A 17,827-nucleotide genomic window follows, 5' to 3' on the forward strand; every position below is an offset into this window, starting at 1 on the left:
AAGTGTGAGGGGTTGTAGATATGAGAATACTTTTTGATATCGGCCATCCCGCACATGTTCATTTTTTTAAAAATACAATAAAAAAACTGGAAGAAAAGGGACATGAAATAAAGATAACTGCAAGAGATAAGGATTCTGCCCCGGAACTGCTTGAAAAAGCAGGTTTTGATTATATTAATGTAGGGAAACCTAAAGCCGGAATTCTGGGTAAAGCCGGGGCAATGATAAAATTTGATTACAGAATATATAATACAGCCAGAGATTTCAGACCGGATATACTTGCCGGATTCTGCTCACCCTATCTTGCCCATGTATCAGCTGCAATAAAAAAGCCTTACATATCATTTCTTGATACTGAAAGTGCAAGACTCAATATTTTCCTGAATAATCCTTTTGCAGATGCAGTATGCACACCTGAATGCTTCCTGAATGATTATGGAAGGAAGCATGTACGTTTCAGGGGATATAAGGAACTTGCATATCTCCATCCCGATGTTTTTTTGCCGGATATATCAGTTCTGGATGATCTGGGAGTAGGGAAAGATGAAACATATATAATTCTAAGATTCATATCATGGGCAGCATCACATGATATTGGACTCAAAGGAATCAAAAATCCCCGTGAAATAGTGGAAAGTCTGGAACAATACGGCAGAATATTCATCAGTTCCGAAAAAAAAACAGACAGAGGACTACAGAAATATGCCATCAATATCTCCCCGGATAAATTTCACTCTCTTCTTGCATTCGCAGATCTCTATATCGGTGAGGGAGGGACAATCTCAACTGAAGCCGCAGTACTTGGAACACCTGCGATACATATAGAATCAGACTCCAACGGGAGAGCCACAGGTGAAGGTTCAGGAAATTTCCTTGAATTGAGGGACAAATATGAACTGCTTTTCTTTTACCCCGGGCAAAAAGAGGCAACAGAGAAAGCAGCAGAAATTCTTGAAGATAAAAGTTCAGGACTCAGATGGCAGAAAAAAAAGGAGAATCTGCTCAGGGATAAAATAAATGTTACTGAATGGATGGCAGATTTCATTGAAAAATATCCGGAAATTTATTTATATAAACACGATAACACGGAGAGACGATAATGTATTCCATCAGTTATACAACCGATGATCCACTGCGTCTTTTTGCCATAAATCACTTTATCGACAAATCAGGTATTCCTGTAACAATTAACAGTAAAGAAAAAAAACTTCCGGCAGTAAATTACGGAACTAAAGAAGATTCAGAATTCTCAGTAAATATTCTCAGTTCTGATCTGACCGAAGACCAGAGAGGTATAATTCAGTATAAAGGTATTACTTTCCCACTCTGGCAGATCCCGGAAAAAACAGAGAATAGCAACAATTCCATAATTGCAGAATATATCGCTGGAAACAGAAAATACCCCTGTATTTCAGAGGCTGATAATTCCATAGAAATTGGTTTTGACCTTTTCATGGAGACAGGCAATATTCTTTCAGGAAGTTACGAGAGACCAGATGACATCTCCGGAAAAATTAACTTTCCGGTACTTAGAAGTCCTGCTGTGGATTATTATGAAGATCTCTTAATAAACTGCATTATTAAAGGTTGTAGACGCCTCAGCCTTCCATTTATCAGAAAGTCATACTGGCCTTACGGGAAAAAATTTGCAGTCTGTCTTACACATGACGTTGATGAATTCAAAAAAACATACCAGTGGATAACAAAACCTCTACGGGCACTTAAAAAAGGTGATTATCTAAGTCTTAAAAACCAGATCGCTTCCTTTTATAATAAAATTCAAGGAAAAGAGCCATACTGGACATTTGATGAATTAATGAAATCTGAAGAAGAGTCAGGTGTAAAATCATCCTATTATTTTCTCAGGGAGAACACCCGGGGGATTATATTCAGTCCAAAAAACTGGCATATGCTCGGAAGATCCCATAACCTGAATAAACCCTATGTTAGACAGCTGATTAAAGATCTCAGTGAAGCAGGCAACGAGATAGGTGTTCACGGTTCGACATTATCATATGAAAATCCGGATATTTTAAAATCTCAGAAAGATGAAATCGAGCAGATCTCCGGTGCAGAAATCTATGGAATCAGACAGCACCGGCTGAACATGAACATACCAAAAACTTGGGAATGCCAGATAAATGCCGGACTTATGTATGACACATCACTGGGCTATAAATCAGATTATGGAAACGGATTCAGATTCGGAACCTGTTTTCCATTTTATCCGGCAGGAAAGGATATGGACAGGATAAATATTCTGGAAATGCCGTTATCATTAATGGACATCTCCCTTCCTCCGGGTGACAGGGGCTGGGAGGAAGTAATAAGAATAATCAGCACTGTTGAAGATTTAAATGGTTTATTGACAGCACTATGGCACCCTCCTGTATTCAATCAGCTTGAGTACCCTTTTCTGGGAGAATATTACAAAAGGCTTGTTTATTTATGCCAACAAAAAAATGCATGGATCACAACCGGATATGATATTGCATTATGGTGGATTCAAAGGGATAAATCAGAAGTTTCAGCCGTAATGGACGGTGAAAAAATAATAATTAATTCTTCGGGGGAGAATGAGGTATTTATTGACTTAATCATTCCTGGAAAGAGCATTACTCAGTTTAGAGAAGATAGTGCAGAAATAATCAGGTCAGATTCCGGCTCCCTTTCGATAAATATCATAAAAAAAATTTCAGATAAAGAGATTATTCTGGAGATAACATGACGAATAATCCATACAATATAAGGATTGCAGATGAAGATGATGCAACCGAATGGGACAAAATCGTTGAAGTATCAGATCAGGCTACAATTTTTCACAGATGGAAATGGCTTAAAATATGTGAAAAACACTCAGATTTCTCCCTGGCACCGCTTATCTGCTACAACAATATAGAACCAATTGCAGTCTACCCGCTGTTTTTCCTAAAAAAAGCCGGACTGAAAATGGTTTTTTCACCGCCTCCACACCTGGGTCTGCTTTATCTGGGACCAGCATTCCTGAATTCTGAATCCCTAAAACAGAACAGAAAAGAGAGTTATTATACAGGTACTCAGAAGGCTGTTGATAATTATATCAAAACAGAAATAAAGGCAAATTATATTAATTTCAGCCTCTCACCCCATTGCTCAGATCCAAGAGCCTTTAAATGGCAGGGATATGAAATCGAACCGAATTATGATTATATATTTGATCTTAAATCCGGGATGGATAAATTATGGAAAAATATGAAGAAAAATACAAGAATGGAGATAAATAAGACAAAAAAAATGGGACTCACCATTGAAATCGGAGGTCAGGAAGATATAGATACATTACACCGTCTGGTTACAGAGAGATACGGGGAACAGAACAGAAATGCCAACATTCCAAAGGAATTCCTCATTGATATATACAGCAACTTCAGGGAGAATACAAGAATACTGGTTGCAAAATATAACGGTGAAGTCCTGACAGCCAACATCAAATTGAAATTTAAAAACGAAGAACTAAGCTGGATAGGCAGCCCGAAACCAAAAAACTTCACACCTTCACCAAATATGCTCATAACCTGGGAGGAGATGCAGGATGCATATGATAATGGAATGGATTATTATGTTCAGATGGGAATTGCAGGCAATAAAAGACTGCATACCTTCTTTTCTAAATTCAACCCTGATTTAAGGATCAGATTTAATGCAAAAAAAACAACTCCCGCAACAGGATTACTTGAATCCGGTTATAAAAAAATATTAAAACCTGCTTTTGAAAAATATCGTTCTTAAAAAACGGAATACACTGTAAATTGGATATACGGAGGAATAATAACAGACTGAGCAGCTAAAATATAAAATCTCAGAATAATTAGTAATAATAATTATTTTATGGCTGAAATTTTCGTCTCCCGGAAATACAGTTTAATTCAGAAATCAGATACAATTCATAGGACATTGAATATATGTTTCTTCCCCGGAAGAAGAACTGGAAACCATCATTCTGTATAAAGTAGCTGATAAAAATGAAGAGAAACCTTACCTTTTATTCCATTATTTTCATAGCATTTCTTCTGATGCAAAGAGGTTCAGGTTTAATCACAAAACTTATTCTGGCAAATGCCATAACCCCCTATGAATATGGACTAATAACTCTGGTTGCAATATCCCTTCCCACAGTTTTTCAGATACTTATGTGCCTTAACTTCAATTATATACTCTCTCATGCAGAAAAGGGAAGATATTATTTTAGATTCTCAGTCATCTCAAGCGTTATAATTGGAATAATAATATCACTTCTTCTTTTAATTTACCAGAACGTCTTTTTTGAATATCTGAATATCCCAATGGAAAACAGGTGGCTGTTTTACTGGGCACTTATAATATCAATGTTTTCAATGGGAATTATTGCTGATTTTCAGGGACTCTTAACCGGACTAAGATTATATTCTATTCCGGGAATGATAGTTGCTATTCCTTCTCTTGTACGACTGATACTGATAATTATCCTTCTGACAGTAAATAATCTTACCTTTGAAATAATTATCATTCTCTTTGCTTTATCCAATACAATTCCATTAATATATCTTCTTTTCTCTAAAAGAAGAGAAAGCTATCTTCCACACTTTAAGGAGTTCGTAATTCCGGGGAAAAAGATGCTGGCATTCGGAACAGCATTATTAATCATCGAAACATATTCAACCATAGGAATATTACTGATTAAAATTGTTGTCAGCCACGATCTTGGAATTATATGGCAGGGATATTTTGATGTATCGCTAACCCTGGTAACAATTGCGTTCTTCTTTCTTGGAACAATGAATTTCCTCTCAGTACCGGAGGCAACAAATTCCAATAATTCACAGATTGACAGAAAAAGTGAACTGGGTAAACTTTCAAGAACCCTGTTCAGCCAGATGTTTTTTTTCCTGATTGTCATGTATTTTTACTCGGATTTCATAGTAGGAATTCTTTTCCCTGAAAAATATTCCATTGCCGGCGATTACTGTTATATCCTGATAATAGGATTTATTTTTCTGTATATTCAGAATTACCTTGCAAACCTCAATATATCATTTGCAGAGACAACAAAGGAGTATTTTATACAGGTAGTCTACCCCCTCAGTCTCCTGCCGTTTTATATCATTCTGACAGATATAGCAATCAAAATCCTAAGAGAGTATAACTATGATAACGGTTTTGCCGGCCCATATCTTTCGTATTGTCTTCTTGCAGTAATTCTAACAATTATCACAATAATCAATTCAGGTGATATAAAATACCTGAAAATAATTCTGTTTGATATTGAAAAGCTGATAATAGCATTTATAATAACAGCATCTCTGATTTATCTCACAAATCCTTCAGCAATTGCCGGGATATTCATTTCATTTGCATTGTATAACGGTCTTCTGATATTATCAGGATATATGGATAAAAAAACAATAGCTGATATTTTTAAAATATGAAAAATACTACCCCTGCGACAATCAGGCACTGTCTGAAAATCCAGTGATGACTGATCATTTATACTGACCAGTTCCTTTTCCGGTTGATTTGAGCAGGCAGAATCAGTTTCCTACTTATGCATCACTGAAAAATCCTACCGTGCCGACAATCAGTAAATTATATCAAAGCTTATATCAGAATTGCAGCGATCAGAGAACAGCATTCAAATAAATACAACAAAGGAGTTTAAAACATTCATTAGTGAGGATATTCAAAGCCGGTTCTGTATATCCAGTAATCTGACAGATAATATCTCAATAATAAAACTGAGATATCTGAATATATCCGTAAAGAAGTGGCCGATATCCTTATGGGAGTGAAAAGAATGAAAAATGATTTCAGAGTTTTGATGGTCTGGATAGTACTGGTTATTGTCGGACTCACATCAGCAGCTTCTGCTTATACCATAGACGGTGACCTCTCTGACTGGGGTCTTGCAGAACTAAAAACAGGTGACTGGAGTATAAATGATACCTGGGTTCCTAATGAAGGAATAATGTACATGGTTGAAGACAATCACAATCCCAACCATGGAGGCAGTACAGGAGTACATATCAGAGGAACCGGCAGTACATATACATTTTATGATGAGCCTTATATGACAAACTGCGATACAGGTCTGCCTGAAAGTGAGCCTTATGGCAGAGAACACAATGACCTTGAGGCAATGTACTTTGATCAGGATGCAGAAAATTTCTATGTCGCAATTGTAACCTCAGTCGTACCTAACGGCTCAGGATGGTTAAGACCCGGAGATATTGCTTTAAATCTTGACAATAATGCAGGAACAGGAGACTACGGTTATGAATATGGTATCAGGACCCGTGAAGATGCATTTCAGGGACAGATATTAAAAGACCCTAAATGGGAAGATATTGGTCTCCTCTGTCCGGTTGGACCTGACGTAATTTCTGACGGTACTGGAACATATGTCGGTGATGCAGACTTTATTTACACCAAGACGTGGCTGAATAAACAGGACAATGGATATGACAACTATGTCATTGAAATATGTGTCAGCAAAGCACTTGTAAATGTTACAGGACAGGTAAGCTTCTCCAGCCTAAGGGTGGCAGACAACTGCCTAAACGATCATGTATCCTATGTTCCTGAATTCCCCGAAATTGCAGTATCACTGGCACTTATTGTAGGATCCATATTTGCAGTTTATATGGTTCAGAACCGGAAAAATGAATAATAATTTACTTCAATATCAAACATATATTTTATAATTCATAATAATAACATTTTGACTGTACTCAGATACTATAAATGTACAATGTTTTTGAGTAATTATCAGGTGTTATTCAATGCAGAACAGCAAAATATTATATAATCATTAAATCAGAGTGAAAAATCCCTTATGCCACAGACAACCAGGGGAGTAAATTCGCCAGCAGTAATAGCATTAATATGGATAATATTGATAATTATACTACTGAGTGTTTATTTTATTACAACCCCAAGCAGTTATTCCAAAATGGATGCACTCTTGATCTGGATATTATCCTGTATATCTTTACTATATCTCTCTACAAAAGATCAGATCTGCTTCAATAAAAAAGATAAAATATTTGCTATATTAGCCGGAACAGGAGTCTGTATATTCAGTTTTTTAAATATACCGCTTGGCCTTGGCAATCCACCATATTCCATAGGAGAATTTTCAATCCTTCTTTCAGGTGCAGGTATTATCCTATTTGGGATCGCAGGATATAAGAAACTGATTCTCCCCGTATTATTTCCATTAATTGCAGTGCTTGGATTTGAAGGATATGAAATATTTCTCCGGAACCAGGACTGGCTTATAGGTCCGCTGATTCCACCAACTGTTATGTTATCCTCCGGGATTATGAATATTGCCGGACTTAATCCCACAGTTTCCGGAAATACTATATCTTATCTTTCAGTATCAGGTGAAACCATAAATCTTGCAATAGTTTATGACTGTACTGGGATATGGTCACTTGGGACATTCACAGTTGCTTCGCTTATTGTTCTTTCAACATTTCCAGAAAGCATAAACTTAAGGTCGGTCTGTTTTGTATCGATAGGATATATCGGGACTTATGCTGCAAACATCGGAAGAATATTTCTGATTTCTTTAAGCGGATATATATATGGACCTGTAGGAGTAATTGAACAGGTACATGTTCACATAGGATGGGTACTCTTTACAATCTGGATGATTATCTTTTGGTATATTTATTTCAAACATTTTATTGACCTTAAATTTCTGAATAAAATATCCATTGAATAGTTCTCCCATCAAAGCTACCCGATATGATTTTCAACTACAGTGTTATTTCTCCGATAAACTAATTAAGCCAAAGAGTTAATTCAGAACTGATGGTTTATGGCTTTTTTTAACGAAGAGAAGGAGACGATGCCAAGGGCAGACCTTGACATTCTTATTGATGAGAGGGTCAGAAATACTGTAAGATATGCTGCTGAAAATTCATTATTCTACAAAAAATGGTTTTTGGAACATAAGATAGATCCACTTTCAATAAAAGAGCATGAGGATTTAAGGGAGCTTCCGATTATCACCGGAGATACTATCAGGCAAAATCAGCCGCCTGTTACTGAAAAATTTAATTTTAAAAGTGTGAGCTGCCGGAATGTCCATACTATTAATGAGACGAGCGGAACAAGCGGAGTTCCAAAGTCCTTCTTTCTTACATGGGATGACTGGAAGAGATATTCTGAAAAATATGCCCGGATTTTTGTATCATATGGTCTTGAAAGGGGAGACAGGGTCGCAATATGTGCATCATACGGCATGAATGTCGGTGCCAGTGCAATGACGATGGCTGCAAAAGAGATAGGCCTGACTATAATTCCGGAGGGAAAATGCACATTTCCGTTAAGGGTTATAGAGAGTTATAAGCCCACCGCCATTGTCGGCAGTGTCTTTAAGCTGATCCGGCTTGCAAAGAGAATGGAGGCAGCAGGGCTTGACCCGAAAAAATCAGGCATAAGAAAATTAATTGTCGGAGGGGAGAGTTTTGCTCCGGAATCAAGGGCATATCTTGACAGCCTGTGGGGCTTTGAAACCTGCAACTCATATGGGAGCACTGAAGGGACAATGTGCGGAGAGTGCGGACAGAGAGAGGGGCTGCATGTTGCTGAGGACCTCATTCACCTTGATCTCTATGACCAGACTATGAACGGTTTTGTGTCGGATGGAGAAGAAGGAAAGATCGTCATCACAACTCTTGTGCCTGAAGGCGAAAATGCCGGAACAGTGCTTATAAATTACAATACTGATGACATCACAAGCGTTATATCCAGAGATGTCTGCTCCTGCAAAAGAACCCATATGAGAATTAACAACCCAAAGAGGGATGCTGAGAATTATTACATATACGGTGTTCCGGTCAACAGGACTGATGTTGAGGCGGCTGTCTTTTATCCGGAAAATATGCAGTACCTGACAGGAGAGTATGAAGCATTCATCTACAGTGGTGAGGACCTGGATGAGACGATAATGCGTGTCTCCATGGAATGTGAAGATTTAAGCAGGTGCAACCGCGGGCTTATAAAAGATAATTTTACAGATAAATTCCTGAAGAGAGTTCCAGGACTGAAATTACAGTATGAAGAGGGCCAGTTAAAGATTGCTTTCAGGTTTACTGAAAAGGGCGGACTTGAACTATACAGGCTTAAGGCCCGGCCAAAGAGAATTGTCGACAGAAGGTAATGAAATTATTTTCATAGATTCAGCAGGTGCAGGACAAACAGAGAGTATATGTCAGTTAAGGAGTATAAAAAAATCCACACTATTTTTGACTGAATGGCATACATTAAATAATATAACATACACATTAGAGATGATTGGATAGTCCACGCTCTAATTAACAGAGAATTGACGGAAATATCCACAGATAAAAATAAATGAGGGATCTGTCTGAAGAAGGAATTCCGAAAATCCGGAGATGCATACTTTTTTTCAGGCATCAAGGGATATACTGAAGTAATAAATACAGAAAAAGAAGTCACCGGAGTAACAGCTCCGGCTCCGGAAAAGGAAACTGATCTTCCGGTTAAGGTCTTAAGCAGAGAGGCAGAAGTCCCCGAAATAAAAGTATCGGTTCCTGAAGATAAAACTGCTGAAAACGCAGTAATAACAGGTGCTTTTGATAAGGAGAATGTATCACCGGAGATAAAATTATCAGTTCCGGCTATAAAAATTCATGGAATTGATTACAGAATTGTTCTCTTTGGCGCACTTCTCCTGATAATGCTTGCAATCTCTGTGTCCGGAACAATATTCGGAGAAAGTCCGGAACCGGCAGATATACCACCACAGGAGACAGCTGCGGCAGTAAAAGCAAACAGCACCCTTGACACAATATCAACGTCCACAGGAATAATGGACACAATTAATCTGATTTATGAAAGGCCAAAAGAAGAGATCAAAAAATCGGTTGAGAAAGATTCAGTCGTATATAACGATACATTTATTGCAGAAATTGCTGCATCGCTCAGCTGCGCAAGGGACGATTATCTTGGACCTGGTAAATTTGCAGAGAATTTCAGCATAACTGTCATAGATCTGATCCCGGATACTGAAATTATCAATACCGAATATCTCGGACGTGAGAAGGGAATTACTGTTAACGTAAATTACAACAGTGGTGATTTAAACACACTCCAGAATACCATCTGGGCATATGAAGTTGATGCAACAAAAATATTTACCGAGATATTTAACAGTAATTACGGAGAAAACATTGCATTTCTCTTTATAAATTTCAAAGATACGAGCGGAAGGGAAGAAGATGTAGTTTTTAAGATGGTTGCAGAGGATGTCCTGGAATTACCCGGATTTCCGGGTCCGGGCTACTATATTGAAGCAGAGGAGTGGTCTTCCTTTAAAATCGGTGAAAATACCGGCATTAAAAACTATGAAGACCCTGCAACCAGATTTGAATTCAAAAATAAAAGGGATTACTCAGATAAAGTAGAGATATTAAATAATATCTATACCAGAGAGCAGGTAAAAAATTATATCGCCGAAACCTCCAAAAGCCTCAGTGATATGGCATTTAAGATCATGGACTATGCCAATGATAAGGACTGGCAGAATGTAGGCAAATATTCAGAGGCAATGATTAAGAGCACTTCAGAGCATAAGACCAAATTAAATGAAGGAATTATGGAGGAGGAGGGTCTTTATTCAACTGTTGAAAATGCCACTGAAGCATATGATGTATATAAAAAAGCGGCCATGAACTTCTGGTACGGCTCATATTATTATGATACTACGAGGATTATTGAAGGGGTTATGGCATTTCAGGATGCTGTTGCAGCTATGAATACTGTATCAGAAGAACTTGATATCGAAGAAACCGTCAATGAAGAGCGCCTTTTCTCAATTCCGGTTCCTGAGATGCTTCCAAAATCATATAAACTTACTGAAAGCTACGTTTACAGGGACAGTTCAGGTACAAATGACATATCTATAAAGATTGAGAGATATAAAACAGCATTTTCATATTATACAAAATCCAAAACTGGTGAGACAAGTCCTGTTGTTAAGGCAGATTACGGCAAAAAATTCTTCATGGTTACTGTGGATATAACACATATGGGCTATCGCGGCGGAGGCAGTGACAATGTCAGGACACCTTCCAAATCTGTGTTTAAACTGAACTGGAACAACCAGGTATATACAGATTCAACGCCTTCTGATTATATTGTAAATATGGGAATGCCCTACAGTATGAAATCACTTGGGAGAAGAGAGCATTTTGAATCTGTTCTTATCTTCGAAGTTCCGGAAGATTTTGATGAGGAGAGAGCCTATATTGAGATAAACCTTGGCGGTTCATGGGGCAAACCGACATGGTGCTTTGAGATGCTTGGAAGTTGATGATAATAACTTTCAGGCAGATAATTCATCAAATCTTCTTCTTTTTCCCCGGAAAATTAACAGTATATCAATAGCTTTCATTATTGTCTTTTGACAACTGTAAAATAAGCTCAAATTAAATCTGCATTGACAGAGCACGCCGGATTTTACAGTGCATCCGGCAACTGAGATATAGTTGTAAATGGTCATGGAACATGAAAACAATATGCGTAAAGAAAATGTGCCCAAACCAAAGTTTGGTAGGTTGGAGCACATACGCAATATTGCTGATTGGGAAATTAATCAGGTTCCATTTAAACCGTCAGCAGGAGATAAAAGTCAGGAAAGCACCAAACCATAAACAGGAATAGACATAACTTAACTGTCATTGACCACACCGGACCAGTTCTTAGTGACCATTTACTAATATTCCGGCTGAATGTATGTAAAAAATAGTAAAAAATATTAGTGGAATTAATCCCTTCTTCCGGTCAGGAGAAGAATTCCGCCAAGAATACCGATAAATGCAGGTATCAGTGCAGCTGACATCCCGGATGCCTGGGTGGGTGATTCCTGCTGACCGGAATAATCTGAATATCCTGAATTTGCTGTGCTGCCGGAAGATGTCTGGCCGCCACTGCTGATGATGACAAGAGCGTACTGCCCGGTACTGTCAATATCAGTCTTTACTGCGTTTCCGCTGACCACTGAAGGCATTATTGTCCAGTCATTTCCGGTATATTTTACTATAAACGGACGAAGAGCTGATGCCTGCGAGGATATGCTCTCATTCATCCTGATTGTCAGTGTAGCTTCCGGGCTGAATTTTGCACCTGAGGGTGAAATAATGTATCCTTCAGAGACTGCCTGCCAGTCAGACGGGATCTCTTTTGGAGTTACTTTTGTTATAAACACCTGTTCAGGCACAGCGCCGGAGATTGCATCCTCCCTGAAGAATATCGTTGCAATGCCGTCCATTGATGATGCCTCATCTGTCTTAACCGTTGTTTCAGTTGGTTCAGCCGTTGCAGACGAAGTTGGTTCTGATGTCGGCTCGTCATCTGATGAGTCATGCGATGAACCTCCTGATGACGAAGTTGTCTGAGTAGGCGTAGGCGTTGCTGTCACCGGTGGCTCTCCTATAATTATCTCCTTTCCTATAACCTCCGAACCGTCAACGAATATGTATATCCAGGCACTGCCACTCTCAATTCCGGAAAGTCCAAAACTTATGGAGCCACTGGACGGACCTGTTTTAATCCCTTCAAGCTGCAGGGAGATATCTATGTTCTGATTTTTTGCTTCTGTTTCACCAAAAACTCTCAGTGCTTCGATACTCCCGGCGCCTAAATTGTCAAGGCCCTGTGAGAAGTCCACAATTTTAGTCTCATCGGCGAGATATTCAACGCTTTTAATTGAACCTCCGGAGGTAGCCTTCAGTCCGGCGCTGTTCACCGGTTTTGCCCGGACATATACTTCCGGGTCTGACATTGAGAAGGGAACATTTACATTGGTAGCCACAAACTGAAATGATGTCTCATTTCCTATACCAATTACAGACTGCATTCTAAGGGCAAAAGTGCTGTTATCATTTAAGTCCTGAAAACTTATTGTGACCGTATCTCCTTCATCAATATTATCAGGGCTGATTGCAACTGAAACTGCGGACGTAACCCCTGTAATCATAACAAGGAGGAGAATTATTCCGCAGAATATGGATTTTTTAAATTTATTCATAGTCATTTCTCTCAAATATTGTAATTTATTATAATATCTTTAAACTTTTATCTAAACGTATCGCTGTTCAGTTAAAAGCCGCATGGATATCCCGGTGAATACAGTCACCATACGAAGTATTGTCAATTCCGGACTTTGGAATGATAACTATTCAGAAAATAAAGCTAAACTCAGAATACAGAAATTAAAGCTAAAAAAGAAAAATTTGGTTTAAATTTAGCTGTTGGAACCGCCAAGCTTACCTTCCTTATAGAGGTAGAAGACAGCGCCTGCGACAGCTATGATTACTACAATGAGTACTATCCATATCCATCCGGGCATTCCTTCATCAGGTGAAGGTGTTTCCTCTCCGGTTGGTGTAACAGCTCCTGTAGGCTGTTCTGTCGGCACAACCTCTGCTCCCGGAACTACCGGTGCAGATGTTCCTCCGACTGCCATGAGTGCATAGTAGGTGAAGTGTGTTATTTCTCCTATGACTTCACGGGTGTTTGGATTGACGTATGTCGGAACTTCAACCCATGATGCTCCGTCATAGTACCTTACAGAGAATGTCTGGCCCGGATTGAGGGCATTGAACTGTGCTTCTGTAAGTTCAAATTTGATGTCAATTGACGGATCGAACTGTGCACCTGCCGGCAGACATTCATAGACAAAGTCCCCGAACTTGTAGAGAGCACCGCTTGTTCCCGGAACTGATCCTGCCTGGGCCTGAGTAACAGAGACCTCAGAGAGCGCTCTTCCGTTTGCGTCAAGTACCTGAACACCGTTTGAGAGGAGCAGTTTTGCTCCGCCGTCAGGTGATACCACTTCTACATTACCCTGAACCTGTCCAAGGTTGTTTGTCTCTAAAACTCCTTCACCTGTGTACTGATATGAAGGGACTGTCGGGCCAAATCCACCGGAGTAGCCGCCGCCACCGCCGCCGCCACCACCGGATGGGCCTGGTACTGGTGTTGGCACTGGTGTTGGTGCAGCGCTTACTGTAATGTAACTAATCTTTGAAGTGCTGTTTCCTCCAAATGCATTGCTAACATTTAGCATAATGGAATAAGTTCCTGTTGAAGCAAACTGGTATGATGGATTCTGGCACATACTGAAATTATTCCAGGTTGTTCCACCATTAGCACTGTAATACCAGCCCCACGTTGTCGGATAATTGATACTTGTATCATTAAACTGAACAGTCAGAGGAACCTGGCCACTTAGTGGTGTTGCTGTGAAGTTCGCAACCGGAACAAGTGCAGGTGCATTCACCTGAATGTAATCAATTATTGATTTGCTGCCTGCTCCGTTTGCATTTGTCACATTCAGCATTATCGAATAGTTACCTGGCGTAAATACATTTACAGGGTTCTGGACAGTATCGAATAAAGTCCAGTTTGAACCTTTATCGGCGCTGTAATACCATTCCCACGTTGTCGGAGAATATAAACTTGAATCTGTGAAATTCACTGTAAGAGGAGCTGTACCTACCAGTGGTTCCGCAGTGAAGTTTGCTACCGGCAATGGCGGCAGAATTGTAAAGTCATGAACACCTACTGCCTGTGCCGTCCCTTTATTACTCAGACCAGCGAGAACTGCCTTGTAATTACCGACCTTAAGTCCCGAAAGATCAAAGGTCAGATTATTGCTGTTCTTAGCATATGCATAATTGCCTGAATCCGGGCTTATGTAGATATTATGCCAGAGTTTCTGTGTTGCAGGAACACCACCTGCTTTAAGTTCAGCAGAGATCATATCTGCATTGATCTTTGCAAAGTCTATCAGTACAGAAGCATTGTACTCTGTATCGCGATATACCCCAACACCGAAATACTTACAGTTGTCTGTGAATCCTGCATCAAATGAACTGTTTGCTGCAAATCTCGTCCCTGAAACAGTACCCTGATCTGTTGATTCGGTAAATACAACCGGCATCACACCAATAATACCAATACGTTCAGCATCAAAGGAAATTGCTCCAAGAGCATAATCGCCAACTGCCGGAGTTATAGTCTTGTTAGTGCCAATTACACAGTCCTCACTTAAACGATAACCTGTTGAAAAATCAACCTGATTTTCAATCTTTTTCAAAGTATCTGTAATTGAACCTTCTACAGTAAGACGATTGCCCACAATTTCATCCTGAATGAATGTTCCATCGTCAAGAACAGTTATTTTGGTCCAGCCGCCTTCAATAAAGATGTAAGCTGTTTTCCTGATAAGTTCAGTATAATTAATTCCACTCACAGATTTCTGATCCACCAGCTGATTAATGTAAGTCTCATTTGCCTCCATCAGAAGAACATTGGCATGTGTGATAGCAGGAGCTGTTATCTCAAAGTCAATTACATCAGAAGGACCATAATATCCAACTTTCTGGTAAGTATCAGCGCCCGGATATGTAGCATTTGCATTTTTGTCAACTGTAACATATGTATCACTTGTCACCTGGCCAGTACCGGTTACATTTCTTGAAACTGTCCCAATAGCCGGAAGGTTAACACTGCTTCCGTTGTACAGCATTACATTACTTGTATCTGTAAGATCCAGACTTACCATTGCAGTATAATTGGTTTCAATTCCTGAAATTGTCCCAAACTTAGTTGAATTAATCCATACAATGTAATTGTTATAAAGATGGAAATCTTCTGCTGCATAATTTCCTGCATTGCTATATGCACGGAAAGAGAGGTCACGGTTGCCTTCAGTAAAGTTCTGAACAGCTACACCTGAAGGACCTGAATCATCAGTCCATAATACAGATGATGTCTTTTTATCAATTATCTCAACATTCTTAAATCCACTTGCACCAAAAGAACCAGCATTCCAGTTAAAGGTAAGGTCCTCGTTTGCTTCGATGTAACCATCGCCGTCAGAATCTGTAATTGTTAGTGCGAGTGTAGGCGTAGCTGTATCCAGAACAAATGTCCAGTTAAGATGACGCTTATCACCTGCAATTGTATCTGTACCTGAGACATTTACCCAGTAATTTCCATCTGCAAGCGGAGATAATGGAGTCAGATCACCAATTACATAGCCGGTGTTTCCGGAAAGGAACGTTAAAGCAAGATTGGTTGGTGCAACATTACCACCAATGATCATCGTGACCGTAGCCTGGTCAATATTATTCATATATGCCGAAGCATTGACAGGTCGTGTTTTGATATATCCCTCAGGTACTGCCGATGAGAATCCTGCATTAACTACATTAACGGTTTTCTCAACCGCGTCTGCATGGTTGTCTTTTGCATCTACAGCATTGACAGTAATTTTCACCCCGGTTTCAAACACAGGCCATGAAACATCGGCTGAATAACTATAAAGACCACTTCCAAGATTAGTCAGCGTAAGATTATATACCTGAGATGCTGTGGTATTACTGACAGTTGCATTTGCAGAACCCATTCCACCCACTTCAGTAATAAAACCGGTAACCTTGAAATCTTTTGCTACATTTGCTGATGTAGTGATGTTATTTATTACAGGTGCTACTTCATCCAGTGTGACAAATGTACCGTTTACGGAAGTATAACTATTAGTAATAGTATTGCCACCAACATCTTTAGCCAGATCAATAACTATACCAAGTTCCATCCTGCTCCCATCATTCTTTTTTGATCGGAATGAGAAATTATAAATACCGGTTTCCCCATTTGGAATACCATCTTTATTTAAATCCAGCAAACTCAATTTCATACCCGATTCATAAGTATTACCTCTGGAAGCATAACTGCTAATCTTTTCCGAATCTATCGGTTCAGCTACATCTGAATCATAATAGATTTTACAACCCATTGACCATAACAGCGGATTAAAGTTATTATCGACCGAATATATGACATAGCCAATTTCTCCTACTTTTACATCTGTAGCATTGGAAGAACTTAGAACACCGGTTCCTCCAGCAGCAACAGATCCTGTGAAAGCAGAAATTAATAAAATAATTAATAACAACGAACCTTTCTTAAGAATCATCATATCTCATCTCCTCCTATACTTTTTTAAATAGACCCAATCTACCACTTTAACTTACTCCTTGCTAATATAAATACACTTCCAATAGAAAGAATTAATACAAGCAAACCAAGCGGAGATTTTGTGGTTTCCGGATATTTCACCTCATTTTTCTGATCAGACACTTCATTATTCCTCTCCCCATAAGTAGTAATTGCAATTGTTTCTGAATCTCCTGTTGGAACCTGATCTGACCGTTCATCCTCCCTTAAATCTGTATTTTCTGAATCTTTTACCTGAGTTTCAGTTGCTGATGCATCAGGAGTTTTGTCAGTAGAGGGAGAATAAGAAATGCCACCTCCTGAACTGCCTGAGCTAGAAACTGCTTCAGGAGCTTTAGTCGGAACCGGTTCCCCATATACTGGATTTGTATAAGGAATCGGATCACCCTTTACATTTGCAAGTTCTCTTACATACACCTCAATATCTCCCGAACCTGTTTTATTGATAGCAGCTACAGGAATATCACCTGTAAGTCCATCACCAGATATACCCGCAATTAAAGTAATGAGTTCTTCGTCTTTAATGTTTGAAGCAACAAGAAAACCTGACTCACCTTTAACCGATTGTATTTCAACACTGTTTCCATATTCAAGAACCACACTGAAAGCACCAAGTCCAATGGAATCCTGAACCCCTTTAACTACAAGCATATCATCTTCAAGTACTACATCTGCCGCTCCTGTTCCAGACACTATAACTGAAACCAGCAAGAGTGCAAAAAAAGGAATTAGTAATCTATTCATTAATTAT

The 17,827-nt window shown here is 39.1% G+C and carries 11 protein-coding genes; 8 read left to right on the top strand and 3 right to left on the bottom strand.

Going from position 1 to position 17,827, the window contains the following annotated elements; genetic code table 11:
• The first annotated feature begins 20 nt into the window (after nt 1-20).
• From METLIM_RS00900 to METLIM_RS00935, 8 genes are all read left to right on the top strand, one after another.
• A complete protein-coding gene (locus METLIM_RS00900) occupies nt 21-1,100 on the top strand; it encodes a DUF354 domain-containing protein (RefSeq protein ID WP_004075932.1) in 1,080 nt (359 codons plus the stop codon).
• Nucleotides 1,100-2,728 carry a polysaccharide deacetylase family protein gene (locus tag METLIM_RS00905; protein ID WP_004075934.1) on the top strand — a complete coding sequence of 543 codons (1,629 nt, stop codon included), beginning with the start codon at nt 1,100-1,102 and terminating at the stop codon, nt 2,726-2,728. The genes METLIM_RS00900 and METLIM_RS00905 overlap by 1 nt, the downstream gene beginning before the upstream one ends.
• Nucleotides 2,725-3,768 carry a GNAT family N-acetyltransferase gene (locus METLIM_RS00910; protein ID WP_004075935.1) on the top strand — a complete coding sequence of 348 codons (1,044 nt, stop codon included), beginning with the start codon at nt 2,725-2,727 and terminating at the stop codon, nt 3,766-3,768. The genes METLIM_RS00905 and METLIM_RS00910 overlap by 4 nt, the downstream gene beginning before the upstream one ends.
• Nucleotides 3,769-4,001: 233 nt before the next feature.
• Nucleotides 4,002-5,444: a lipopolysaccharide biosynthesis protein gene (locus METLIM_RS00915; RefSeq protein ID WP_004075936.1), complete on the top strand. Its 1,443-nt coding sequence runs from the start codon at nt 4,002-4,004 to the stop codon at nt 5,442-5,444.
• A 365-nt stretch (nt 5,445-5,809) separates the two neighbouring features.
• A complete protein-coding gene (locus tag METLIM_RS00920) occupies nt 5,810-6,682 on the top strand; it encodes a hypothetical protein (RefSeq protein WP_004075938.1) in 873 nt (290 codons plus the stop codon).
• 165 nt (nt 6,683-6,847) lie between these two features.
• Nucleotides 6,848-7,744, top strand: coding sequence for an exosortase/archaeosortase family protein (locus tag METLIM_RS00925; protein ID WP_004075942.1), 897 nt, complete (start codon nt 6,848-6,850; stop codon nt 7,742-7,744).
• A gap of 96 nt (nt 7,745-7,840) precedes the next feature.
• Complete coding sequence (gene ftsA, locus METLIM_RS00930; protein ID WP_004075944.1) at nt 7,841-9,187, top strand: coenzyme F390 synthetase; 1,347 nt, start codon at nt 7,841-7,843, stop codon at nt 9,185-9,187.
• A gap of 540 nt (nt 9,188-9,727) precedes the next feature.
• Entirely contained in the window at nt 9,728-11,362 is a 1,635-nt protein-coding gene (locus METLIM_RS00935) for a hypothetical protein (RefSeq protein WP_004075946.1), read from the top strand.
• Between the two features lie 453 nt (nt 11,363-11,815).
• Here the strand turns inward: METLIM_RS00935 and METLIM_RS00940 are convergent, their stop codons facing one another.
• The 3 genes from METLIM_RS00940 to METLIM_RS00950 form a co-directional block, all read right to left on the bottom strand.
• On the bottom strand, nt 11,816-13,078 hold the full coding sequence (locus METLIM_RS00940) for a hypothetical protein (protein WP_004075947.1): 1,263 nt from the start codon (nt 13,076-13,078) through the stop codon (nt 11,816-11,818).
• Nucleotides 13,079-13,294: 216 nt separating this feature from the next.
• Entirely contained in the window at nt 13,295-17,038 is a 3,744-nt protein-coding gene (locus tag METLIM_RS00945; protein ID WP_004075949.1) for a PKD domain-containing protein, read from the bottom strand.
• Nucleotides 17,039-17,076: 38 nt separating this feature from the next.
• The gene (locus METLIM_RS00950; RefSeq protein ID WP_004075951.1) at nt 17,077-17,820 is read right to left on the bottom strand and encodes a hypothetical protein; all 744 of its coding nucleotides are present in this window, start codon (nt 17,818-17,820) and stop codon (nt 17,077-17,079) included.
• Between the last annotated feature and the right edge of the window lie 7 nt (nt 17,821-17,827).

This window comes from Methanoplanus limicola DSM 2279 (assembly GCF_000243255.1).
GTDB classification, from domain to species: Archaea; Halobacteriota; Methanomicrobia; order Methanomicrobiales; family Methanomicrobiaceae; genus Methanoplanus; species Methanoplanus limicola.

Coding starts and splice junctions, on each gene's coding strand:
- METLIM_RS00900 (WP_004075932.1), top strand. CDS start 21: ATGAGAATACTTTTTGATATCGGCCATCCCGCACATGTTCATTTTTTT.
- METLIM_RS00905 (WP_004075934.1), top strand. CDS start 1,100: ATGTATTCCATCAGTTATACAACCGATGATCCACTGCGTCTTTTTGCC.
- METLIM_RS00910 (WP_004075935.1), top strand. CDS start 2,725: ATGACGAATAATCCATACAATATAAGGATTGCAGATGAAGATGATGCA.
- METLIM_RS00915 (WP_004075936.1), top strand. CDS start 4,002: ATGAAGAGAAACCTTACCTTTTATTCCATTATTTTCATAGCATTTCTT.
- METLIM_RS00920 (WP_004075938.1), top strand. CDS start 5,810: ATGAAAAATGATTTCAGAGTTTTGATGGTCTGGATAGTACTGGTTATT.
- METLIM_RS00925 (WP_004075942.1), top strand. CDS start 6,848: ATGCCACAGACAACCAGGGGAGTAAATTCGCCAGCAGTAATAGCATTA.
- ftsA (WP_004075944.1), top strand. CDS start 7,841: ATGGCTTTTTTTAACGAAGAGAAGGAGACGATGCCAAGGGCAGACCTT.
- METLIM_RS00935 (WP_004075946.1), top strand. CDS start 9,728: ATGCTTGCAATCTCTGTGTCCGGAACAATATTCGGAGAAAGTCCGGAA.
- METLIM_RS00940 (WP_004075947.1), bottom strand. CDS start 13,078: ATGAATAAATTTAAAAAATCCATATTCTGCGGAATAATTCTCCTCCTT.
- METLIM_RS00945 (WP_004075949.1), bottom strand. CDS start 17,038: ATGATGATTCTTAAGAAAGGTTCGTTGTTATTAATTATTTTATTAATT.
- METLIM_RS00950 (WP_004075951.1), bottom strand. CDS start 17,820: ATGAATAGATTACTAATTCCTTTTTTTGCACTCTTGCTGGTTTCAGTT.